At 68.6% G+C, this 23,088-nt stretch carries 23 protein-coding genes; 4 read left to right on the top strand and 19 right to left on the bottom strand.

The window, feature by feature from the left end:
* Window positions 1-228: 228 nt before the first annotated feature.
* A complete protein-coding gene (gene glgC / locus NWF34_RS10825) occupies window positions 229-1,443 on the bottom strand; it encodes a glucose-1-phosphate adenylyltransferase (RefSeq protein ID WP_024498997.1) in 1,215 nt (404 codons plus the stop codon).
* Between the two features lie 113 nt (window positions 1,444-1,556).
* Here glgC and glgA point away from each other — a divergent pair, with 113 nt between their 5' ends.
* The gene (gene glgA / locus NWF34_RS10820; RefSeq protein WP_258325006.1) at window positions 1,557-2,723 is read left to right on the top strand and encodes a glycogen synthase; all 1,167 of its coding nucleotides are present in this window, start codon (window positions 1,557-1,559) and stop codon (window positions 2,721-2,723) included.
* Between the two features lie 24 nt (window positions 2,724-2,747).
* Here the strand turns inward: glgA and NWF34_RS10815 are convergent, their stop codons facing one another.
* From NWF34_RS10815 to NWF34_RS10770, 10 genes are all read right to left on the bottom strand, one after another.
* Window positions 2,748-3,650 (bottom strand): putative RNA methyltransferase, encoded by a 903-nt coding sequence (locus NWF34_RS10815; protein WP_024498999.1) that lies wholly within the window; start codon window positions 3,648-3,650, stop codon window positions 2,748-2,750.
* 41 nt (window positions 3,651-3,691) lie between these two features.
* Entirely contained in the window at window positions 3,692-3,859 is a 168-nt protein-coding gene (locus NWF34_RS10810) for a DUF3117 domain-containing protein (RefSeq protein WP_004019232.1), read from the bottom strand.
* A 102-nt stretch (window positions 3,860-3,961) separates the two neighbouring features.
* Entirely contained in the window at window positions 3,962-4,408 is a 447-nt protein-coding gene (locus tag NWF34_RS10805; RefSeq protein WP_024499000.1) for a DivIVA domain-containing protein, read from the bottom strand.
* Window positions 4,409-4,547: 139 nt separating this feature from the next.
* Window positions 4,548-5,561, bottom strand: coding sequence for a glucosyl-3-phosphoglycerate synthase (locus NWF34_RS10800; RefSeq protein WP_024499001.1), 1,014 nt, complete (start codon window positions 5,559-5,561; stop codon window positions 4,548-4,550).
* A complete protein-coding gene (gene folP, locus NWF34_RS10795) occupies window positions 5,558-6,439 on the bottom strand; it encodes a dihydropteroate synthase (RefSeq protein WP_024499002.1) in 882 nt (293 codons plus the stop codon). The genes NWF34_RS10800 and folP overlap by 4 nt, the downstream gene beginning before the upstream one ends.
* The gene (locus NWF34_RS10790) at window positions 6,436-8,268 is read right to left on the bottom strand and encodes a long-chain-acyl-CoA synthetase (protein WP_024499003.1); all 1,833 of its coding nucleotides are present in this window, start codon (window positions 8,266-8,268) and stop codon (window positions 6,436-6,438) included. Before NWF34_RS10790 ends, folP begins: the two co-directional genes overlap by 4 nt.
* Before the next feature lie 76 nt (window positions 8,269-8,344).
* On the bottom strand, window positions 8,345-8,881 hold the full coding sequence (locus tag NWF34_RS10785; protein ID WP_024499004.1) for a TIGR00730 family Rossman fold protein: 537 nt from the start codon (window positions 8,879-8,881) through the stop codon (window positions 8,345-8,347).
* Entirely contained in the window at window positions 8,878-9,702 is an 825-nt protein-coding gene (locus tag NWF34_RS10780; RefSeq protein WP_006435999.1) for a TIGR00730 family Rossman fold protein, read from the bottom strand. Before NWF34_RS10780 ends, NWF34_RS10785 begins: the two co-directional genes overlap by 4 nt.
* Before the next feature lie 51 nt (window positions 9,703-9,753).
* Window positions 9,754-10,857: a succinyl-diaminopimelate desuccinylase gene (dapE, locus tag NWF34_RS10775; protein WP_035760519.1), complete on the bottom strand. Its 1,104-nt coding sequence runs from the start codon at window positions 10,855-10,857 to the stop codon at window positions 9,754-9,756.
* A gap of 12 nt (window positions 10,858-10,869) precedes the next feature.
* On the bottom strand, window positions 10,870-11,451 hold the full coding sequence (locus tag NWF34_RS10770) for a DM13 domain-containing protein (RefSeq protein ID WP_051349624.1): 582 nt from the start codon (window positions 11,449-11,451) through the stop codon (window positions 10,870-10,872).
* 141 nt (window positions 11,452-11,592) lie between these two features.
* Here NWF34_RS10770 and dapD point away from each other — a divergent pair, with 141 nt between their 5' ends.
* On the top strand, window positions 11,593-12,558 hold the full coding sequence (dapD, locus tag NWF34_RS10765; protein ID WP_081712447.1) for a 2,3,4,5-tetrahydropyridine-2,6-dicarboxylate N-succinyltransferase: 966 nt from the start codon (window positions 11,593-11,595) through the stop codon (window positions 12,556-12,558).
* Window positions 12,559-12,631: 73 nt separating this feature from the next.
* Here the strand turns inward: dapD and dapC are convergent, their stop codons facing one another.
* Together dapC and fdxA are read right to left on the bottom strand one after the other, a co-directional pair.
* Window positions 12,632-13,774 (bottom strand): succinyldiaminopimelate transaminase, encoded by a 1,143-nt coding sequence (gene dapC / locus NWF34_RS10760; RefSeq protein WP_024499008.1) that lies wholly within the window; start codon window positions 13,772-13,774, stop codon window positions 12,632-12,634.
* A 62-nt stretch (window positions 13,775-13,836) separates the two neighbouring features.
* Window positions 13,837-14,166 (bottom strand): ferredoxin, encoded by a 330-nt coding sequence (gene fdxA, locus NWF34_RS10755; RefSeq protein WP_024499009.1) that lies wholly within the window; start codon window positions 14,164-14,166, stop codon window positions 13,837-13,839.
* A 450-nt stretch (window positions 14,167-14,616) separates the two neighbouring features.
* Here fdxA and NWF34_RS10750 point away from each other — a divergent pair, with 450 nt between their 5' ends.
* Both NWF34_RS10750 and NWF34_RS10745 read left to right on the top strand, forming a co-directional pair.
* Window positions 14,617-15,210 carry a cysteine dioxygenase family protein gene (locus NWF34_RS10750; protein WP_024499011.1) on the top strand — a complete coding sequence of 198 codons (594 nt, stop codon included), beginning with the start codon at window positions 14,617-14,619 and terminating at the stop codon, window positions 15,208-15,210.
* Entirely contained in the window at window positions 15,207-15,590 is a 384-nt protein-coding gene (locus NWF34_RS10745; RefSeq protein ID WP_024499012.1) for a rhodanese-like domain-containing protein, read from the top strand. The genes NWF34_RS10750 and NWF34_RS10745 overlap by 4 nt, the downstream gene beginning before the upstream one ends.
* 111 nt (window positions 15,591-15,701) lie before the next feature.
* Here the strand turns inward: NWF34_RS10745 and cofG are convergent, their stop codons facing one another.
* The 6 genes from cofG to NWF34_RS10715 form a co-directional block, all read right to left on the bottom strand.
* Window positions 15,702-17,009 carry a 7,8-didemethyl-8-hydroxy-5-deazariboflavin synthase CofG gene (gene cofG, locus NWF34_RS10740; protein ID WP_024499013.1) on the bottom strand — a complete coding sequence of 436 codons (1,308 nt, stop codon included), beginning with the start codon at window positions 17,007-17,009 and terminating at the stop codon, window positions 15,702-15,704.
* A complete protein-coding gene (locus NWF34_RS10735) occupies window positions 17,006-18,442 on the bottom strand; it encodes an NAD(P)/FAD-dependent oxidoreductase (RefSeq protein WP_238064298.1) in 1,437 nt (478 codons plus the stop codon). Before NWF34_RS10735 ends, cofG begins: the two co-directional genes overlap by 4 nt.
* 98 nt (window positions 18,443-18,540) lie before the next feature.
* Complete coding sequence (locus tag NWF34_RS10730) at window positions 18,541-19,695, bottom strand: FO synthase (RefSeq protein WP_024499015.1); 1,155 nt, start codon at window positions 19,693-19,695, stop codon at window positions 18,541-18,543.
* Window positions 19,696-19,757: 62 nt separating this feature from the next.
* Window positions 19,758-20,141: a hypothetical protein gene (locus tag NWF34_RS10725; protein WP_024499016.1), complete on the bottom strand. Its 384-nt coding sequence runs from the start codon at window positions 20,139-20,141 to the stop codon at window positions 19,758-19,760.
* 92 nt (window positions 20,142-20,233) lie between these two features.
* A complete protein-coding gene (gene mshB / locus NWF34_RS10720; RefSeq protein ID WP_024499017.1) occupies window positions 20,234-21,124 on the bottom strand; it encodes an N-acetyl-1-D-myo-inositol-2-amino-2-deoxy-alpha-D-glucopyranoside deacetylase in 891 nt (296 codons plus the stop codon).
* Window positions 21,121-23,052, bottom strand: coding sequence for an ABC transporter family substrate-binding protein (locus NWF34_RS10715; RefSeq protein WP_024499018.1), 1,932 nt, complete (start codon window positions 23,050-23,052; stop codon window positions 21,121-21,123). The genes mshB and NWF34_RS10715 overlap by 4 nt, the downstream gene beginning before the upstream one ends.
* Between the last annotated feature and the right edge of the window lie 36 nt (window positions 23,053-23,088).

The following is a 23,088-nucleotide window of genomic DNA, read 5'->3' as shown; positions in this document are numbered from 1 at the left end:
AGTGAAACAAGCCGACATTCCGAGATCGGCAGACCACCCACGCCCACATACCACCACCCCCAAAACCGCACGCCCACAACACCCTCCACCACCACCGGCACACCACATCGGTGCATCCAGGCTGAGGTGCGAGGAGCGCAAGCGACGAGCCACGAAGGCCTGGTGAGTCGACCTCACCGGCGCTTCGTGGCTCGCTCCGGACGCTCGTCAGGGAGCAGAAGTTCGGCGCTAGACCCGAATCCCCTTGCCGACGGTCACCACGCCACCGGCGCTGACGGAGAAGCGTTCCCGATCGGAGTCGGGGTCGACGCCGAGTTGCTCACCGTCGCCGACGACGACGTTCTTGTCCAGGATCGCCCGGCGGACGACGGCGCCCTTGCCGACGCGTACGCCCGGCATGAGGACACTGCCCTCGACGATTGCACCGTCCTCGACGATGACGTTCGACGACAGCACCGAATTGCGTACGGTCCCAGCCGAGATGATGCAGCCCGAGCCGACCACCGAGTCCTCGGCCACTCCCCCTTGGACGAATTTGGCCGGCGGCAGGTTGTGCGTCTCACCGCGGATCGGCCAGCGACCATTGTAGAGGTTGAAGATCGGGTGCACCGACACGAGGTCCATGTGTGCCTCGTAGAACGCATCCAGGGTCCCGACGTCGCGCCAGTACCCCTTGTCGCGTTCGGTTGCGCCGGGTACCTCGTTGTCCTTGAAGTCGTAGACATACGCCGTGCCGCGGTCGACGAAGGCCGGGATGATGTCGCCACCCATGTCGTGGTCGGAGTCGGAGTCGGCGGCGTCGGCGCGCAAGGCGTCGACGAGTGCCTCGGTGGTGAACACGTAGTTGCCCATCGAGGCGAAGGTCGAGTCCGGATCATCCGGTGTCCCGGGCGGGTCCGCGGGCTTCTCGAGAAAACGCGTGATCCTGCCGGACGCGTCGGAGTCGATGCACCCGAAGGCGAACGCCTCGGCGCGCGGTACGCGGATGCCGGCGACGGTGACGTCGGCGCCCGATTCGATGTGCGCATCGACCATCTGCGACGGGTCCATGCGGTACACGTGATCGGCACCGAAGACCACGATGTACTCGGGTTGTTCGTCGGTGATGAGGTTCATCGACTGGAAGATGGCGTCGGCGCTGCCGGTGTACCAGCGCGGTCCGAGTCGCTGCTGGGCCGGCACCGGGGTGATGTATTCGCCGTGGAAACCCGACGTCCACCACGTCTGCGAGATGTGCCGGTCCAGCGAATGCGACTTGTATTGTGTCAGCACGCAAATGCGCTCGTATCCGGCGTTGACCAGGTTCGACAGCACGAAGTCGATCAGCCGGTAGGCACCTCCGAAGGGCACCGCGGGCTTGGCCCGGTCGACTGTCAGCGGATAAAGGCGCTTGCCTTCGCCGCCGGCGAGGACGATGCCGAGGACGTGCGGCTGTGATCTCACTCCCCCAACTTAACCGCGATCGGGAGCCTCGGCCAGACGACGGCGCCATCGGATTCGTGGTCGTGTTCGCACAGCGATGGCGAACTGCCCGCGATGCCACTAGCGTCGTCGGTATGAGGGTGGCGATGATGACACGGGAGTACCCGCCCGAGGTGTACGGCGGCGCCGGTGTACACGTCACCGAATTGGTCCGCCATCTACGCGATCTCGCGACCGTGGACGTGCACTGCATGGGTGCCGAACGGGAGACCGCAGCGGTCTATTCACCCGATCCGGGTCTGGCCGGTGCGAATGCGGCGATCACGACACTCTCGGCCGATCTGCGGATGGCCGTCGGCGCCGAGGGCGCCGACGTCGTGCACTCCCACACCTGGTACACCGGACTCGCCGGCCACGTCGCCGGGCAGCTGTACGGCGTCCCGCACATCCTCACGGCGCATTCGCTCGAACCGTCGCGGCCGTGGAAGGCCGAACAACTCGGGGGCGGCTATCGCGTGTCGAGCTGGGTCGAGCGCAACGCAGTCGAATACGCGGATGCGGTGATCGCGGTGAGTTCCGGAATGCGCAACGACGTCTGCAACACCTACCCTCGACTGGACCCCGAACGTGTCCACGTGGTGCGCAACGGCATCGACACCAGCCAGTGGTATCCGGTCGACGATCCGTTCGGGCCGGAGTCGACGCTGACCGCGCTCGGCATCGATCCCGACCGCCCGATCGTCGCCTTCGTCGGACGTATCACGAGGCAGAAGGGCGTCGCCCATCTGGTTTCGGCCGCACACCGGTTCGCTCCCGACATCCAGCTCGTGCTCTGTGCCGGAGCACCGGACACCCCGGAGATCGGCGCCGAGATCGAGGCGGCGGTCGGTGAACTGTCGGCATCACGACCGGGTGTGCACTGGGTTCGGGAGATGCTGCCGCTTCCCCGCATCCGCGAGATCCTCACCGCCGCATCGGTCTTCGTGTGCCCGTCGGTGTATGAACCGCTGGGCATCGTGAACCTGGAGGCCATGGCCTGCGCGACCGCCGTGGTGGCGTCGGAGGTCGGGGGCATCCCGGAGGTCGTGCGCGACCACGTCACCGGCCGTCTGGTGCCCTACGACCCGGTCGATCTGCAAGCCTTCGAACACGATCTCGCCCAGACGGTCAACGCGGTCGTCGGCGATCCCGCCGGGGCGGCGGCGATGGGAGTGGCCGGCCGCGAACGGGCCGAGGCCGAATTCTCCTGGGCGACGATTGCCGAACAGACTCTCGGGGTATACCGGTCCGTACTGCGCTGACCGAGCATCTCCGTCCAGCGGGGGTCAGCCCTGCGGGGTCGGGCGGCAGACCGTGACGACCACCGACAGTGTCACATCGACGACGCCTTTCCCCACGAATGCGTCTGCACGTGAGCGGATGTCGGCGTCGTCGGCATGGAAGGCCGACGGGCCCATCGCAACCAGGTCGCCCACGGTCTGGGCGTCGAGTTCGGTGACGGAACGGATCGTCGACGAATCGAGGATCTCGTAGCCGTTGGCGAATGTTGCCTGGAGCCGTTCGGATTTGCCGGAGTCGACGCGCAGCATCCGCATGGGTTCGATGATCTCGGCGAGATGGTCGGCGGCCGGACTGACGACGACGAGTCCACCGTCGGGTTGCAGTACCCGCGCGAACTCGGCCGCGTTGCGTGGTGCGAACACCGAGAGCGCAACAGTGACAGCGTCATCGGCGACCGGGAGGCCACGCCAGATGTCGGCGACGATCGCCGCGTGGCGTGGGGTGCCGCGGGAGATGGCCCGCGCGCAGAATTTGGAGAGATCGATGCCGAGCCCGCGGGCCTCGACGGACGGCGAGGCGTCGGCGAGTGCGGAGACCGCGGCGCGAAGGTAGTGGCCGCCACCGGCTCCCGCATCGAGTACGACGGGTTTGTCGACGCCGGCACCTAATTCGCGCGTTCGGTCCGCCACCGCGTCGAGGACCGGAGCGAAGAACCCGGCGTCGTGCACCCGTGCGCGGGCCGCGACCATGGCGGCGGTGTCGGCGCGCAACGATCCCGAACGTCCGTCGAGCAGTGAGACATAACCCTGCTTGGCGACGTCGAAGGAGTGACCGTCACCGCAGCGGAGTGTCCCTCCACGCGGCGACGGCCCAGACCCGGCTACAACCGGGGAAGTCTCGTCGTGCCCGGCCCCCGGGAGACCGGTCTCGAATGGCCCGGCACACACCGGGCATCGAAGCAACTCGACGACGTCGGCGAGATCTCCGTTCAGCCGGTGACCCCGCGGAGTTCTTCACCCAGTGCGGCGGCTTCGTCGGCGGTCAGCTCGACGACGAGGCGACCTCCGCCCTCGATCGGAATCCGGACAACGATTCCACGCCCTTCCTTGGCCGCTTCGAGGGGGCCGTCCCCAGTACGTGGCTTCATTGCCGCCATTCTCAAGCTCCCTTCACAGTGTCCCTGCTTTGAACATGATACGTGTCGTCGTCTCAATCGAATGCGAGTGCGCGACACAAGCGCTGTTCCGGCGTGATCCGGTCATCGGTCGGAGGGTACCGACGGACCTCCTTCGCGGGATGCGGGATTGGGGGTCGGGTCGTCGTAAACCCTCTGCTCCCGGCCGTTCTCGGAGCCGGTGGTGTCGCCCGTTCCGGTCTCGGGAACGCCTGTGGAGCCGTGGGTCACACCTGTCCCGGAGTCGCGCTCCCGGAGACGTGTGATGACCGACCGGAGGTCGTCGACCTCGCGTGCGAGACGCGCCAGCGCCCAATCGACCTCGGACTGCTTGTAGCCCCGCAACGTCTGCGCGAACCGCAGCGCCCGGACGTCGTCGCCACTTATCCCGACCGTCGGCAAACGGGTGAGTGTGGTTTCGGGTTCGACCGGAGGCAGGTCCTCCCCGCGCCCGAAGACGAACCACACGACGGCGAACACTGCCCCGGCGACGAGCGCCATGATCAGCAGGTACAGCAGCAGGGTCTGCATACATTCCATCCTGACAGACCGTCGTCCCGCGGCCCCGCCGGCACCTGGCCGCCTCCGTCCGGCCCGCACAAGCATCCGGCGACACCGCGTCACGCCGAGGGCGTGTCACCGTGTCGCCGGAGTCGGGTGGATCGGCCGGCTAGGAGGCCATCACCTTGGAGCCCATCGAGCGGAGGGTGTTCATCGGCGGACGGTCCTCGAGGTAGACCTCGGTGGTGTGCGGCGTGAACGAGCCGTCGGGCTCGGCGGTGAACTGCGTCAGCCCGACACCGGAGTCCTCGATGCCGCACCGGCGCATGAGCGTGCCCACGATCTGACGGCTCATCACGCCGAGTTCGATCAGCGGACGATTGCGGTGGGTGCGGACGCCGAGGTTCACCTGGCCGATGCCCGCGAGGCCGTAGCGGTCGTAGGTGTCGATGAGGAGTCCGATCTCGACGCCGTAGCCGGGCGCGAACGGCACCGACGACAACATCTCGCGGGTTCCGGCGTATTCGCCGCCGAGCGGTTGCAGGACCGCGGTGAGGTCGGGCTTCTGCGAGGCCAACAGCGGCCGGGCGACGAGTTCGGTGACTCGACCGCCGCCGTTGGCGTCCTGGGTGCCGCCGGTACGCAGCGGACGGCGGTAGTACCCCTTGACGAGGTGGATCTCGGGATTCACCAGAAGCGGGCCGAGCATCTTCGGCACGAACATCGGATCCGGATCGATCAGGTCGGAGTCGACGAAGGCGATGATGTCGCCGGTGGTCGCGGCGATCGAGCGCCACAGCACCTCCCCCTTGCCCTTGACGGGTTCGAGTTCCGGCACCGCCTCTTCGCGGGTGATGACCTGCGCGCCGGCGGCCAGTGCACGTTCGGCGGTGGCGTCGGTGGAGCCCGAGTCCAGGACGATCAGTTCGTCGACGAGCGTGCCGTACAGCGGCATGATCGTGGCGATCACATCGGCGACGGTCTCTTCCTCGTTCAGGGCAGGCAGAACCACCGAGACGGTGCGTCCGCCCTTGGCGGCGACGAGTTCCTCGATGGTCCACTTCGGCTGTTCCCAGGTGTGGGTCGTCGACCACTGCCGCTCGTCCGCGAGCGACTCGGCCGGCGTCGGCCACACGGTGGCCTTGTCACGACTGATGGGGTTACGTCGCTTCTGCTTGGTCATGCAAGTCCCCTGACTGTTCGGGCGGGCGGTCTCGTTCCCGCGATGGCAGCGACCATGTCGACCACGCGACGAGTGGCGGCGACCTCGTGAACGCGAAAAATCCGGGCGCCGTCGGCGGCAGCCAGACTCGTCGCGGCGAGAGTTCCCTCCAACCGTTGCTCTAGATCTGTACCCAGAGTCTCCCCCACAAAATCCTTGTTGCTCAGCGCCATCAGGACCGGCCAGCCTGTATTAACAAGATCTTTCACATGGCGTAACAGAGCGAGCCCGTGGTGAGTGTTCTTGCCAAAATCATGCGTCGGGTCGATAACGATCGCATCTCGATGCACGCCCGCTGCCAGCGCCCGCTCCGCCGCACCGGTCACCTCGGCGAGTACGTCGGCGACCACGGCGTCGACGGAATCGCCGTAGGCGACACGGTGCGGCCGGGTCCGCACGACGGCACCACCGGTGTGGGAACAGACGATCCCGGCTCCCCGTTCGGCCGCCACCGCGACGACCTCGGGGTCGTAGCCGGCCCAGGTGTCGTTGATGAGATCGGCGCCCGCCGCGCACGCCTGGTCGGCGACCTCGCTGCGCCAGGTGTCGACGCTGATCAGCACGTCGGGATGGCGCTCACGAATCCACGAGATCATCGGGACCACGCGGGCAGCCTCGGTGGTCGCGTCGACCTCTTCGCCCGGCCCTGCCTTCACGCCGCCGACGTCGACGATGTCGGCCCCCTCGGCGACCACCTGGTCGACGCGTCGCTGCGCGGCCGTGTCGTCGAAGCTGGCGCCACGGTCGTAGAAGGAGTCGGGCGTGCGGTTGACGATCGCCATGACCAACGCGCGGTCGGTGGCCACCGGACGACCGCACAGGGTCGGCGAAACGGTCATCCCTTGGGAACCTTGGCGGCCGCCACTTCGTCGGCGTAGTCCTCGTAGTACTCCACGTAACCCTTCTCCTTGCCGAGCAGGACATAGACCTGTCCGGCGTCGGCATCGGCCTCCGCGTAGCCCTCCTTGCGGAGCTCGACCTTGCGGTTCTTGAAGGTGGAGGTCCGCTCGAAGTCGTCGACGATCCGCACGAACAGCGGGACCGCATACGACGGCAGCTCCTCGTAGAGGTGTTCGGCGAGACGCTTGGGGTCGAGGTCGGCGCCCTCGCGCAGCTTCACGGCCGCCATCCCCGCGCGACCGTCCGTGCCGGGCACCTCGACACCGTAGACCACCGACTGGGCGACCGCGTCGTAGGAGTCGACCGCACCCTCGACCTCGGTGGTGGCCACGTTCTCACCCTTCCAGCGGAACGTGTCGCCGAGCCGGTCGACGAAGGAGATGTGCGCGAAGCCCTGGTCGCGGACGAGGTCACCCGAGTTGAAGTACGCATCGCCCTTCTTGAAGGCGTCCCGAACGATCTTCTTCTCGGTCTCCTCTTCGTCGGTGTAGCCGTCGATCGGTACCCGGTCGGAGATCTGCGCGAGCAGCAGACCGGTGCCGCCCTTGCCCACCTCCGTGAGCCGCCCGTCGTCGTTGCGCTTGGGGTTGCCCTCATCGTCGTACTCGACGATCTTGTACGGCAACGGGCAGAACCCGGCCGTCTTGTCGACGGTGAAGGCGTTGACGAAGGCCAGGTTGAGCTCGCTGGCGCCGTAGAACTCGACGACGCGGTCCACACCGAACCGCTCGCGGAACTCGTCCCAGATGTCGGGCCGCATCCCGTTGCCGACCACGGTGTGAACCGAGTGCTGCCGGTCGGTGGGCTTCTCCGGCTGCGCCAGCAGATAGCGACACAACTCGCCGATGTAGCAGAACGCGGTGGCGCGGTTGAGGATCACGTCGTCCCAGAACTTCGACGCCGAGAACGAGCGGCCGACCGCGATGCACGCACCCGATGCGAGCACCGACGACAGCGACACCGACAAGGCGTTGTTGTGATAGAGCGGCAGCGGCACGTACATGGTGTCGCTGTGGCGTAGTCGAACCGCGAGACCACCGATGCCGGAGAGGCTCGCCAGCCAGCGGTTGTGGCTCATCACGCTGGCCTTGGGCATTCCGGTGGTCCCCGAGGTGAAGATGTAGAAGGCCTTGGTCGACGCCGGCAGCTGCGCGGTGATCTCCGGATCGGAGTCCGGTTTGCCCTCCGCGGCCGCATCGAACTGGGCGAAGTCGTAGACGTGTTCGGGCAGCACCGATTCCGGGATCGACTCGAAGGCCTCGGCGCAGTCCGGATCGTGGACGAGCACCTGGGCGTCGAGCAGCCCGACCGAGTGTTCGAGGACGTGACCGCGCTGGTTGTAGTTGAGCATCCCGGCGATCGCGCCGAGTTTCACCGTCGCCAGCATCAGCAACAGATCGGTGGCGTTGTTCTTGGAGAGCAGCGCCACCACGTCACCCTTGCCGACGCCCGCCTCGGAAAGGACTGCGGCGTAACGGTTCACACGGCGATTGGCTTCGCCGTAGGTGGTCGTGCGTCCCTCGAAACGGACGAACGGGCGGTCCGGATGCGCAGCCGCGTGCTTCTGGAACACCGATCCGATGGTCTTCTTGGCCTCCGGTGGCCGACGGATCAGGCCCGGTGCGTGCTTGATCATCCCGCTCGCGTGTGGCGCCATCTTCACCACTCCGCGGAGGAGATCCACGACGCCGACGGTCTTGACCGCATCCTTGGTCGAACCGTTCGTCGTGCCTGTCTGGACGTCCTTGCGCTGGGTGTCTGGGGACATGTGGGCTCCGCTCTCCGCTGGGCGTCGTGAGTGCCCCGCGCACTCACCGGGCTACCTTACCGGCCGGTAGGAAGTTCTACCGCTGTGTCGCCAACTCGATCGCCTCGTCGATCGATGCCGTGACCAGCAGCCGGTCCAGCGATCGCCGGGAGACGAACCCGGTTGTCGACAACTCTCGCAGCCAGCCCAGGAGCGGCGCGTAGAAATCGAAAGGATCGAGCAGAACCACCGGCTTGTCGTGCATCCCGAGGTAGCCGCCCGTCCAGGTCTCGAACAGCTCCTCCAGTGTTCCGATACCCCCGGGAAGCGTGATGAAACCATCCGCGCGCTCATCCATGAGGCGCTTGCGCTCGCGCATGGTCTCGGTGATGACGAGTTCGTCGGACCCGAGATCGGCGACTTCGCGCTGGATCAGCGCCTTCGGGATGATCCCGATCGTGGTGCCGCCCTCCGCGCGCGCCCCGGTGACGAGCGCGCCCATCATCGAGACATTGCCACCGCCGGACACGACCGAGTGGCCGGCACGCGCGATCGCCGCGCCCACCTCGGAAGCGAGGTCGAGGAAGCGTTGCTCGACGGGACCGGACGCACAGTAGACACAGACGGCACTCACCGGGCAATCGTGCCATCGGCGCCGGGCTGTTTCGCGCCGGGCTGGGTGGGAGCGGCCGCCTCGATCGCCGCGACGACGTCGTCGGGGTCATCGACGACGGTCAGGAGGTCGAGGTCCTCGGGAGAGATCATCCCGCGCGCGGCCAGGACGTCGCGCATCCAGTCGAGCAACCCACCCCAGAAATCACGGCCCACCAGGACGATCGGGAATCGCACGACCTTCTTCGTCTGCACCAGGGTGAGCGCCTCGAAGAGTTCGTCGAGCGTGCCCATCCCGCCGGGCAGGCAGACGAAGGCCTGCGCGTACTTCACGAACATGGTCTTGCGCACGAAGAAGTAGCGGAAGTTCATGCCGAGGTCGACCCACGGGTTGAGGTCCTGCTCGAAGGGCAGCTCGATGTTGAGGCCGATCGACTGGGCGCCCGCCTCGTGCGCACCCTGGTTGGCCGCCCGCATCACGCCGGGCCCGCCCCCCGTGATGACGGCATAACCCGCCTCCCCGAGCGCACGTCCGACCCGCACGCCGAGTGCGTACTCCGGCGATTCGGGCGCGAGACGTGCCGACCCGAAGACCGTCACCGCCTCCGCGACCTCACTCATGGCGTCGAAGCCCGCGACGAACTCCGACTGGATGCGCAGCACCCGCCAGGAATCGCGCATCGTGCGTTCGGCGCGACGGTTCTCGTCGCGCGGGTCGATCCACTCGAGGAGACGCCGGTCCGTCGTCTTGCCGCGCTGTTTCGGGCGAACGCGGATGGGTCCGACGTAGTAGACGTCGTCGGCGGCGGGATCGGACGCGGACGATTCCGGATTGGTCGACATGCGGCTCACGCTAGCAGCGGGCCGACCCACCCACGCCCGGCGTCGGGCGGCTCAGGACAGATAGGTGCGCAGCAGGTCGGTGACCGTGCGGATCTGCTCGACCGGCACCCGTTCGTCGACGCGGTGGGCGAGGTTGGGGTCGCCGGGTCCGAGGTTCACCGCCGGGATGCCGAGTGCGGAGAACCTCGAGACGTCGGTCCAGCCGTACTTGGCCCGGAAGCGCCCCTGAGCGGCCTCGACCAGCGCGGCCGCCGCCGGGTGCGCCAGGCCCGGGAGCGCACCGGCCGCCGCGTCGGTGACCTCGAGGGTGACCGTGCCATCGGCGAGGTCGGTGGCGAAGATCTCGCGCACGTGGTCGAGGGCCTGTTCGACGGAACGGTCGGGGGCGAAGCGGAAGTTCACGTCGACGTGCGCAGCATCGGGGATCACGTTGCCCGCGACACCGCCGCCGAGCCCGACCGCCGAGAGTCCCTCGCGGTATTCGCACCCGTCGATGTCGACGCGACGAGCCTCGTATCCGGCGAGCTTCGTCAACACTCCCCCGAGTTTGTGGATCGCGTTGTCGCCCATCCACGAGCGGGCCGAATGCGATCGAGTGCCCGAGGTGGACAGTCGAACCCGAAGCGTCCCTTGGCATCCCGCCTCGATCAGACCGGCGGTGGGTTCGCCGAGGATGGCGACGTCGCCGGCGAGCCATTCGGGCAGCTCACGTTCGATGTCGTTGAGGCCGTTGAACTCGGCAGCGATCTCCTCGCAGTCGTAGAAGATCAGCGTCAGGTCGTGCGCGGGTTCGTCGAGCGTCGCGGCGAGGTGCAGGAACACCGCGTCGCCCGACTTCATGTCGACGGTGCCGCAACCGTGCAGGACGTCACCCTCCTCGGGATGCGTCTCCCGACGCGACGGCAGATTGCCGGCCACCGGCACGGTGTCGAGGTGCCCGGCGAGGATGACACGCTGGGCGCGACCACGATCGGTCCGGGCGAGCACACGATTACCGTGCCGAAGGATCTCGAAGCCCGTCGTCTGTTCCCGCAGTGCCGCTTCCACCGCATCGGCGATCGCCGTCTCGTTGCGTGACTCGCTCTCGATGTCGACGAGGGCGGCGGTCAGTTCGACGGGATCGGCGGCGAGGTCGAGTGCGGTGCTCACGCACATACGGTAGCGGGGTCAGTCGGCGGGCGGTGAGGTCAGTTCGGCGGCGCCGAAGGAGACGCTGAACTTCACGCACCACAGGAACACCGCCGGATTGTCGTCGAGGTCGACATCGGCGGGGATCTCGTAGACCTGGTTGCCCTTGTTGCCCTTGATCATCCCGAGGTCGACGTGTGGCGGGTCGGCCGCGGCTCGCCAACCGCCGAGACCTTCGACGACCTCGGCCTGCGACAGCCAGACGTGGACATCGGGTCCGGTGGTGGTGTCGAGGTCCTCGATGGCGAGAACCCGCGAGCCGTCCGGCTTCTCGATGATCGACACGGTTCCGGAGGTGGAGTGCTCGTGGCTGATGAATCGTCCCTGTGACACCACGACCGGCGCGACCGGCGGCGGCTGACCGACCTGCGAGGTGGACGGCGTCACGGCGACCGGGATCTCGTCGTCGACCTCGGTGTCGACGAAGATCAGCCACGGCTGGAAGATCACCGCCGCGACCGCGACGCCGACGACAACCACGAACCCCACGCCACCGAGTACCCAGAGCCGGCGGCGTCTGCGCCGCGGGGCGGGTGGGGAAGGTCGGTCGTGGCCGGTCATGGCTGCGACGATACGAGCGGCGAACACGCTCCCACCAGGACTTTGAGCCATTCGGATGACGCCGCGCACCGAGTACCGCGATGCCTGGACGACCGGTGGGCGGCGGGAGTCGCCGTCCTCGATCACCTAGACTGACGAGTCGTGACAACTACTGGCGCACACGCAACTGGTATCGCAACCGTGACCGACGGGGGGTCGACCCCGGGAGTCGTGCTCGACGTCTGGTTCCCCGCACCCGAACTCGACGGCGTCGAGACCGCCGAGACCGTCGTCCTCGACGAGGAGTCGACGCCGTCCGAACTGCGCGACCTGGTGGGTGTGGACGAGGCCCGCGGCGTCCGGACCATCGCGGTTCGCACCGGCATCGCCGACCTGTCTGCCGCCCCCGTCGACGCCTACGACGTCTACCTCCGGCTGCACCTGCTCTCCCACCGGCTCATCGAGCCGCACGGCGCGAACCTCGAGGGCATCTTCGGGATGCTCACCAATGTCGTCTGGACCAACCACGGCCCGTGCGCCGTCGAGGACTTCGAGTCGGTGCGCACCAAGCTGCGCGCCCGCGGCCCGGTCACGGTGTACTCCATCGACAAGTTCCCGCGCATGGTCGATTACGTCGTCCCCGGCGGAGTCCGCATCGGCGACGCCGACCGTGTCCGGCTCGGCGCCCACCTGGCCGCCGGTACCACCGTGATGCACGAGGGCTTCGTCAACTTCAACGCCGGCACCCTCGGGTCGTCGATGGTCGAAGGTCGCATCTCGGCCGGCGTGGTCGTCGGTGACGGCTCCGACATCGGCGGCGGCGCGTCGACGATGGGCACCCTCTCCGGCGGCGGCAAGGAGATCATCTCGCTCGGCAAGCGCTGCCTGCTCGGCGCGAACGCCGGCTGCGGCATCCCGCTCGGCGACGACTGCGTCATCGAGGCCGGGCTGTACGTCACCGCCGGCACCAAGGTGACCGGCCCCGACGGCACCCAGATCAAGGCGCGCGACCTCTCAGGTCAGTCGAATCTGCTGTTCCGGCGCAACAGCCTGACCGGCGCGGTCGAGGTCGTGCCGTGGAAGGGCGACGGCATCGCACTCAACGAGGCGCTGCACAAGCACAACTGAGGTTCCACAAACCCACCACTCATGGAGAAACCCAGCACCCATCGGGTGCTGGGTTTCTCCGTTTGTGGTGGGTTTACGCGGTGAGTCGCGCGGCCGCGGCCGCGATGCGCTCGTCGGAGGCGGTGAGCGCCATGCGGACGTGCTTCTGCCCTGCCGGACCATAGAAATCACCGGGCGCACAGAGGATTCCGCGTTCGGCGAGCCAGGCGACGGTGTCGCGGCACGGCTCGTCACGGGTGGCCCAGAGGTAGAGGCCCGCCTCGGAATGGTCGATGCGGAACCTGGCCGCCTCGACCGCGGCCAGCAACGTACGACGACGATCCGCGTAGTGCGCACGCTGTTCGTCGACGTGCGCGTCGTCGCGGAGGGCTGCGGTCATGGCCCCCTGGATCGGGAACGGCAGCATCAAGCCGGCGTGCTTGCGCACCGCGAGGAGTTCGGCGATGAGATCGGGGTCACCGGCGAAGAAGCCGGCACGGTACGACGCGAGGTTGGAGATCTTCGACAGCGAGTGCACGGCCAGCAGACCGGTGTGGTCGCCGTCGCACACCCGCGGGTCGAGGATCGACAGCGGTTCGCCCTCCCAGCTCAAGCCGAGGTAGCACTCGTCGGACACCACGACGGTGCCGCGTTCGCGTGCCCATCCGACGACCTTGCGCAGGTGGTCGACGCCGAGGATCTTGCCCGTCGGGTTCGACGGCGAGTTGATGAACATCAGCGCGGGCTTCGACGGCCCCAGCGCGACGGTCGAATCCGCGCGCACCGGCCGAGCACCGGCCAGCAGCGCACTCACCTCGTAGGTCGGGTAGGCCACCTCCGGGATCACGACCTCGTCCCCCGGTCCCAGGCCGAGGGTCGACGCCAGGCCGGCGATCGCCTCCTTGGTGCCGATCACCGGGAGGATGCCCGACTCGTCGAGCCCGGTGACACCGTGACGCCGCGTCAGCGACTCGGCAGCGGCCTCACGGAGCTCGGTGGTGCCGATGGTGGTCGGGTACCCAGGGAAGCCGGAGGCGTCGGCCAGCGCGTCCCGGATGAGCGCCGGCACCGGATCCACCGGCGTGCCGACCGACAGGTCGACGATGCCGTCGGGATGGGACTGCGCCGTGGCTTTCGCACCCGCGAGGGTGTCCCACGGGAAATCGGGCAGCCGACCGCTCACGCGCGTCGACGACACGCGGAGCGGCGCTGCTGCGCGGGAAATGGGTGTGCTCACTGCGGGCCGCTCTGTCTTCTTCGTACTGTCTGTCTGCGTCGTACCGTCGGTCTTGTCGGCTGTCAGTCTTCTTGGTTCATCGGCGGCAGGCCCTTGATGAAGGCCGGGTCGGCATCGGTCTTGCCGACCTTGCTGGCGCCACCGGGCGAGCCGAGGTCGTCGAAGAAGTCGGCGTTCGCGCTGACGTAGGGCTCCCACTCATCCGGGACATCGTCCTCGTAGAAGATCGCCTCGACCGGGCACACCGGTTCGCACGCGCCACAGTCGACGCACTCATCCGGCTGGATGTAGAGCATGCGCTCACCCTCGTAGATGCAGTCGACGGGGCATTCCTCCACGCAAGCCTTGTCCAGGACGTCGACGCAAGGCTCCGCGATGATGTAGGTCACCACTCACTCCTTCGCTAGGGAAGATCGTTGTCGGCGCGACAGGGTGAGCAGCTCGGCGTCGAACGACTCTCCGGCGTCGGCGCCGGCGCGATCCGAGGGCTGGTCGAATCGCATCCCACAGTATCCGCTGCGGTGGTGTCCACGACGAAATCGGCCCCCGGCTCCAGGACATGCAGAAGGCCTTGCTGTAACGAGGATCACATCGATGACCGGGTGCCCACCGGCGTGACGGGCGACTTTCGCTCAGTGTGCCGACAATTCTCGACTCCGGCCGAGGCGTCGGGCATTCTCGGCGGCATGATCGTCGTGTCGAACCCGGTCGCGGTAGACCGTCCCCGTTCCGGCCGATGGGCCGTTCCGGGACTCGAACCGACCTCGCGGTCGATGTGTATGTGCTGTCGCTGACCTGATCAGCCCCGACCCACACATCCACTCCCCTCTCAAGGATCTGCCATGACCTCGACCCTGGCTCGCACCTCGATCGCCGCTTCCCCACCGAAGAACGTCACCCCGAGCACCCGAGGCCCGGTGACCGCGATCGCGCCGCGGACACGAACCCACCTGCCGACGCACCTGCGGCCGGCCGACCTTCTCCGCATCACCGACCAGGGGGTGGCCGATGTGCTCGACGGCCGTCACGACACCCTTCTACCGGCCGAGTGGGACACCACCCACCGATGGTCGACGCGCCTGCATGCGGACGACGACCTCGACCTGTGGCTCATCAGCTGGACTCCCGGGGAGGCCACCGAACTCCACGACCATGCCGGCTCCCTCGGTGCGCTGACCGTCCTGTCGGGGTCCTTGCGGGAGTACCACTGGACGGGGGACGATCTGGCCGTGCGCGTTCTCGATGCCGGCGACCAGGCCGCCTTCCCGCTCGGGTGGGTGCACGACGTCGTGAAGAACCCGACGGTCGAGGTGACCGGCCCGACGCTGAGTGTGCACGCCTATTCGCCGCCGCTGACCGCGATGTCGTACTACGAGGTGGCCGACGCCGGCCACCTGCGTCGTACCCGCACGGTCCTGACCGACGAACCCGAATGAGCGACAAGCCCGCTCCGCGCACCATCGACGACGTCCTCGCCGCGGCCCGCGAACGTATCGAACGGATCGACGCCGCATCGGTGCCCGACGAACTCGCGGCCGGCGCCGTCCTCGTCGACATCCGACCGGCGGCCCAGCGCGCCGCGGAGGGCGAGGCCCAGGGGTCACTGGTCATCGAGCGCAACGTCCTCGAATGGCGATGCGACCCGGCCAGCGACGCACGCATCCCCCAAGCCGTCGACCACGATGTGCGGTGGATCATCCTGTGCCAGCAGGGTTACACGTCGAGTCTGGCGGCCGCGGCGCTTCACGACCTCGGATTGCATCGCGCGACCGATGTGATCGGCGGTTACGAGGCGCTCGCACCCGTGCTCGGCTGATGCCGACACGGCTCGATCGCGACTCCTCCAGCGAGCGAAGACATCGCCACTTCGCCGCCGGAACCGCTGGTCAGGAGCCCTTCTGCCCAGAGGGGACGATCTCGCGGGGGTCTAGGCCACCGCGGGCCACGGACGCGGCACCGGGCACGTGTCGACGGCGAGGCCGGTCGACGGGTCGGCGAGCGCGGACACATGGTGTGCGAGTGCCGGGTCGATCCAGTCCGCGGCGTCGAGCACATACGTCGGCTGCGCCGTGATCCGTTCGGTGAGAACGAAATCCGACTCGGCGGTGCGGGCGGCCAGTGCATCCAGATTCGGCCAGGGACGTTCGGGGTTCACGTGGTCGGGGGTCAGCGGCGACACCCCACCCCAGTCGTCGATGCCGGAGGCGATGAGCGCGGCACACTCGGCCGGCGACACCAGGTTCGGCGGCGCCTGCACCCGCATGTGCGGTCCGAGGACGATGCGCGCCACGGCGACCGCCGCGAGGAACTCGGTCATCTCCGCGTCGGGGGTGGATCGCATCGCGGTGTCGGGCTTGGCCCGGAAGTTCTGCACGATCACCTCCTGGATGTGACCGCCCGCGGCGTGCACCTTCGCGATGGCGAGCAGGGATTCGGCTCGCTCGTACAGTGATTCGCCGATCCCGACGAGGATGCCGGTCGTGAACGGGACCCGCGCGGTCCCGGCGTCGCGCAGCACCTGCATCCGGACCAGCGGGTCCTTGTCCGGGCTGCCGTAGTGCGGTTGCCCCTTCTCGGTGTACAGACGGCGCGACGTGGTCTCGAGCATCATGCCCATCGACGGGGCCACCGGACGCAGACGCAGGATCTCCTCGAGGCTCATCACCCCGGGATTCAGATGTGGCAGCAGGCCGGTCTCGGTCAGCACGGCCACGGCGGCCGCGCGGACGTAGTCGAGGGTCGACGAATAGCCGCGCGCGGCAAGCCATTCGCGCGCCTCGGGCCACCGGTCCTCGGGGCGGTCACCGAGCGTGAACAAAGCCTCTTTGCAGCCGAGTTCGGCACCCCGACGGGCGAGGTCGACGACCTCGTCGAGTTCGAGGTACAACCCCTCGCCGGCGCGGGCGAGTTTGCCGGGCACCGTCACGAACGTGCAGTAGTGACACCGGTCCCGGCACAGCCGGGTCAGCGGGATGAACACCTTGCGCGAGTACGTGACCTGACGCGAACGCCCGACCGCGTCGAGCCCCTCGTCGCGAATCGCACCGGCGATCGACTGCAGGCGGACGAGATCCGCACCCGCACAAGACAGCAGCGTGACCGCCTGGTCGATGTCGATGGACTCGCGGGCCTCTGCAGCGGCCAGGGCGGCATCGATCGCCTCACATGAAGAACGTTCCGCGGCAGGATTTTCCACAGCCTCGGCCCGCACCGTGGGGATGCTGAGGTCGGTCATCGTTCCCCTTCCGAAGGATCACGACTGGTCAGGTACGGCGCGGGGTCGAAGGTCCCGTTGCGTTCGCGGAACGACGCCGCGGTGCCCGGCCAGAGCAGCGTGAGACGTCCGCTGTCCGGGTCGACATACCAACTGTCGCAACCGGTCAGCCACACGGTCGACGCACTGCGCTCGTCGATCTCACGAGTGTAGGCGGCCTCGGCCTCGGGCGAGACCTCCAACGCCCCCACATCACTGTCCCCGAGGAACTCCAGAGCGCCGAGCACATAGTCGAGCTGCGTCTCGATCATGTAGATCGCCGAGTTGTGGCCGAGCGCCGCATTCGGCCCGTCGAGGACGAACATGTTGGGGAATCCGCTGACGACGGTCGACGCGTACGAGGTCATCCCCGACGACCAGTGCTCGGACAAGCGAAGTCCCGCCCGGCCGACGACGCGGCTCGCCGCGGGCGGCCGCGCGGACTCGAAACCCGTTGCCATCACGAGGACGTCGAGGTCGAAGGTGCGTCCGCTGCGTGCGGTGGCCTTCGATTCGGTGACGGAATCGAGCGCGCTCGGCTCGAAGACCACGTTCGGCCGCTGCAGCGACGGATAGAAGTCGTCGCTGAGCAGGATTCTCTTGCATCCGATCTCGTAGTCGGGCGTCAGGAGCTCACGCAACAGCGGATCGTCGACCTGGCGGTGGAGGTGGTCGCGGGCCCGCGCCCGGATCTCGTCGATGTCGGGATGCAGGCCCAGTCGCTGCCGGAACGCGCCGTCGGCCTCGGTGAGGAGCTGGTGGCGGACCTCGCCGGCGACCTCCGGATCGAGCAGGGCGGCACGTTCCTCAGCGGTGTAGCGGCGGTCCTCTCGCGGCACCACGTAGGGAGCGGTCCGGCAGAACACGACGAGCTCTTCGGCGGCGTCGGCCAGGTGCGGGACGAGCTGCACCGCCGACGCACCGGTGCCCACGACACCGACCCGGGCCCCGTCGACGGCGACGTCGTCGTGCCAGGCCGCGGTGTGGACGACCTGACCGGGGAACCCCACGAGACCCTCGATGTCGGGGATCCTGGCCTCGGACAAACGGCCGACGGCGAGGACGAGCGTCCGCGCACGAAACGTCCGGCCGGAGCCGTCCGCGCCGGCCGCGGTGATCATCCAGCCGGCTGCAGCCTCGTCCCAGGTCGCCTGCCGCAGTTCGCAGTTCAGCAGAATGTGCTCGGCGAGACCCTCGTCGGCGACGGTCTGTTCGAGATAATCACGGATCTCGCGGCCGCTCGGATACCGCGACGCCCAGTCGGCCGGTGGGCGGAACGAGAACGAGTACAGATGCGCGGGGATGTCACACGCGATGCCGGGGTAGACGTTGTCGCGCCAGGTACCGCCCACTGCGTCGGCCCGCTCGAGGACGACGAAGGACTCGCGGCCGCGACGGGCGAGCTGCGTGGCCATGCCGAGGCCGGCGAAGCCGGCACCGACGATGGCGACGTCGATGTCGTGCACCCCGTCGTTTTCGTCCACCCGGTCACCCCCCTGCGTCGCCGTTCCCGTCACGAACGTACCTGCGGGAGCGGGAGCAGCCGATGCGTTTCCGGCTCGGTGTAGCGGGTGGTGCGCTGACGTGGCGTGCGCCCGGCACGATCGGCGACGGCGACGAGGGTGTCGACGTCGAGGACACGACCCGCCTCCGGACCCGCATGCGGCATGAGCCGGCCGTCGAGAAGCAGGCCGCCGATGTCGTCGGCACCGCCGCGCAGCAGAAGGTCGACGGTGTCGGACCCCAGCTTGGTCCAGGCAACCTGTAGATGGTCGATCAGCCCGGTGGACATCAGGCGGGCGACCGCGTGGAGGGCGCGGGTCTCCCGTTGCGACGCGGTCGACGTCGCGGCGTCGATCAGATGCGGCGGCGTGTTCGACGAGACCATCGGCATCAGGATCAGCTCGCTGAAACCACCCGTGCGGCGCTGGATTCCGAGCAGGGTCCGCAGGTGTGCGACCTGCTGCTCGGGGGTCTCGACGTGCCCGTAGACGATGGTTGCGGTCGAGAACAGGCCGACGCCGTGCGCGGCCTCGACGACCTCGATCCACTCACGCGCCGGTGCGGAGCCCGTCGGCGACAGATACCCGCGCACGGTGTCGTCGAGGATCTGGGCGGCCGTTCCGGGGATCGACCCGAGTCCGGCGGCGCGCAACCGGCGGAGATGTTCGTCGACCGTCGTCCCGGTTCGGGCCGCCCCGTCGGCGATCTCCGCCGCGCGGTACGCGTGCAGGTGCAGACCGTCTGCCGCGCCGGTGATCTCTTCGACCAGGCGCACGTAGTCACCGGCCGGCCGGTCGGCGGGCAACGGCCCCTGCATGCAGATCTCGGTGGCGCCGAGTTCGACGGCCTCCCCGACCAGATCGGCGAGTGTCGGATCGTCGGATCGCCGTTCATCCGAGATGAGGCGGGCGGCGACCCCGGTGTCGAGATTGCGGTTCACGACGAAGGTCAGGACGCCCGGCTCGGTGACCCGGCCCCGGACCGCATCGGCGAGTTCGCACAGTTCCTCGAGCTCGGTGCCGGAGGCGCCCAGCAACGCGACCCAGCCCTCGTCGTCGAGGGCGTCCGGGCCGAGGGCTGTCGGGTCGTCACGGAGACGGCTCAGGGCCGCTGTGACGCGCTCGATCGGGGCCGTGATGTCTTCGGCCCACGCGCGCAGAACCATGTCCACACTCTAACGCTCGGCCGTAGTCGGCCTGCGCGCCGCAGGATCGGCCCCGGCGAAAGTCAGTCGTCGGCCTCGGGTAGCCGGTGAGTCCAGCTGAGCACCGCGGCCGGCCCGATGCCCAGTGCGAGGAGCAGCAGGGTCTGGACCAGGTAGTTCCCCGACGTGCTCAGGATGACGTCACCGCCCGGTCCGGGGATGCCGCCGGCGATGAGAACCACCAGCCCCCAGGCGCCGAGCGGGGCATACCGCACCGGCGACGAGGTGTACCCGGCCGCCAGCCAGAGCAGCGTCGCGTTGAGGAGGCCGGCGACGAGGGCCGCCACCGGCAGCGCGACCCCGCCGAAACGCTGGTACGCGAACGCCACGCTGAGAAGGCCCACCGCGAAGCCGTCCAGGATCAGCAGCGCCAGGAGGAGCCGGTCACGGACGTGCGGATCGATCATCGAGCCACCACCGCCCCGCGTCGGACTCTTCGGGTCCGGAGTCCCGGAGGTGCGATTGCGTGTACCGCGGGCTGACATGTTCCCCACCGTCCTCACACGATCCCGGCGAAGAGGTCCGTCTCCCGGTCGCCGCCGAGAGCGTCACGCGGATCGTGGTCGGTGAGGACGAAGTGCTCGTGGTGGTGGATCGGCTGCAGGATGTTGTTCGACAGCGCGAACTCGGTTCCCGACGGCGCGACGGTCACCTGCGTCACATGTGCGGCGAGTGCGGCGACCTTGTGGGAGTGGTACGCCGCCACGTCGACCTCGGTGGTGATCTGCTCGTCGGGGTAGCTCGGCAGTTCACCGGGATGGGGCATCCGCCAGCCATCGGGCACACCGGGAGCCGCCGCCAGGCCGTTCTCGAGCGCGCTGCGCTCGGTGACCGACTCGTACAGCTTCACGGGGCCGCCGCCGGCCGCACGGGCGCGTGCGACCGCGGCAGCGGTGACCTCATGCACGAGCTTGTGGTCGGGGTGCCCGTAGGTTCCCGACGCGTCGTAGCTGACGACCACCTGCGGAGCGAAGTCGAGGAGCAGCTCGACCAACACGCCGACCGGCTCGTCGAACGGTGCCTGCACGAGAGCGCGCGGATGGTTCGCCGACGGGGCGCCGGCCATGCCCGAGTCGCGCCAGCGTCCGGCGCCGCCGAGGAAGCGCGGGGTCAGGGCCGGACCGTCGGCTGGGCTCAGTGCCGCGAGGGCGCGCGTCAGCTCCGCGATCCGGTAGCCGCCGAGCTGGTCGGCGCCGCCGTCGGCGACCAGTTGTGCGTATTCGTCACCGATGACCTCGCCCTCCTCGCCGAGGGTGAAGGTCAGGACGCGCACGTCGACGCCTTCGGCGAGATAGCGGGCGATGGTCCCACCGGTCATGATCGTCTCGTCGTCGGGATGGGCGTGGACGAGCAGCAGCCGCCGGTCCGCGGCCCGGTTGGCCTCGGTCACGAGAGCTTCCAGTCGACCGCGGTCCCGAAGATCGACTCCTGGATCGGTCCGGTGAGCGGCACGTCGCGGACCGCGGGCGTGACACCGACGATCATCGAATCCTGGTACAGCGGCAGGTAGATCGCCTGCGCGGCCAACAGCGGCTCCGCCTGGTCGAGGGTCCCGATCGGGTCCTCCTCGGACAGCGCGTTGCGCGCGAGCTCGATCAACCTCGGGTCGCAGAGACCGGAGATGTTGCTGGCGTAGCTGTCGCCGACGTCCCCACCGCTCGGCGCGATGCTGGTGGGGGTCGGCGGGGTGGCGGGCGACGGCTCGGTACTCGGCTTGGGCTGATTGCAGTCGACGGTCGAGGCCAACGACGCCGCCGGCGGCACACCGAGCCCGGTCCAGCCGACGACGAGGTCGACGCGCTTCTGGGTCAGCGCCGAGCCGTACAGCTCGCTGTTCGGCATCGTCACCACCTGCGAGCGGATTCCGGCGCTGCGCAGCTGGTCGACGACACTCGACGCGGCCGAGATGGCGCGCGGGTCACCGGCCACCGCTCCCACGCGCACGAGCAGGTCCTGACCGTCCTTCTGGAACGGCAGGATGCCCTCGGGCAGCTCCGCGACCTCGACCGCCCCCGGGGTCGGCGTCGCGGCCGGGTTGGACGGGGTGGAGGAGCCGGCCGCGGACGGCGTCCCGGACGCGGGCGCCTCGGTCGACGGTTCGGGTACCGGGGAGGTCTGTCCGGTCGTCTCCGGGTCCGCCCGGCGGTAGCCGGCGCCGGCGAGGAGCGCATCCACCGCGGCCCGGTCGGGACGCGGGCGAGAGATCGGGGTGTAACCCGGGTCGGACGGCGCGAACACGGTGTTCGCATACGGCTCGACGATCCAGTCCCCCGCACCGGCGAACGTGGTCAGCCGGGGATCGACGAGGCCGAGGATGGCGCGCCGCACCTCCACCGAGCTCATCGCGTCGGTGCGGGCGTTGACGCTGATGCCCAGCGAGCGTGAGGTGAGACTGCGTTCGGTCTTCAGGCCGGGCAGTGCGGTCAGTTCGGCGGCGGTCGCGGGCGAGGCACCGAGCGCGACGATCTCGGAGTCACCCGAGCGCACGGAGTCGAGCATCTGCGCGTTACTACCGGCACGGCGGAGCACGATCTGGTCCAGCCGCGGCGGCGTCACCCAGTAGCGGTCGTTGCGGGCCAGGCGTACCTCGTCGCGGGTCTTGTCGATCCCGACGATCGCGTACGGGCCGGCCGAGACCGGCTTGCCGGTGTCCATGCCGGTCTGGAAGCCGGCCGGAGCGCCCTTGAAGACGTGACTCGGCAGCAACCCGGTGAACAGCTCGCGCCAGGCCGGATACGGCCGCTCGAAGCGCACCTCGACGACCTTGCCGCCCTCCCGGGACTGCACCGAGTCGATGAGCCGGTAGCCCGCCGGGGCCACCACGTTGGGCTGCCGCGACATCTGCTGCCACAGGTAGCCGAAATCGTCGCCGGTGACCGGCAGTCCGTCCGACCACTGGGCGTCGGTGTGGATGCGGTAGGTCACCGTGAAGGGCTGACGCGACGTCACCTCGGCGGAGGTGACGAACTGGCGCTGCAGCTCCCACACCGGTCCGGCGGGCGTCTGTACGGGAGAAAAAGCACTCGGGAGCGTCATCGCGGCGACTGCCGTGGTCACCGGGTTCTGATCTGCCGCGATGTGCGGGTTGAACCCGTTTCCCACCGAGTCGGTGGCGATGAAGATCGTCTTCTCGACCGGATACTCGGTCGGCGTCGGCGGCGGCCCGGTGTCCCGGACGGGCGGCGGCGGATCCGCCGTGCACGCCGTCAGGGCGATGAGCAGTGCGACACCGCACGAGAGCAACCCGAGCACACGGCTCCGGTTCGTGGCGTCGCGACCCCGCTGTGGTCTCGCCCGTTTCACCTCGGATACCCCCATGAAGATGCTTCTCGGTCGATCAGACGATGCCGGTCC

The sequence above is a fragment of the Gordonia sp. GONU genome, assembly GCF_024733855.1.
In the GTDB taxonomy this organism is placed as follows: domain Bacteria; phylum Actinomycetota; class Actinomycetes; order Mycobacteriales; family Mycobacteriaceae; genus Gordonia; species Gordonia amicalis.
This window is presented reverse-complemented; position numbering and strand designations above follow the sequence as displayed.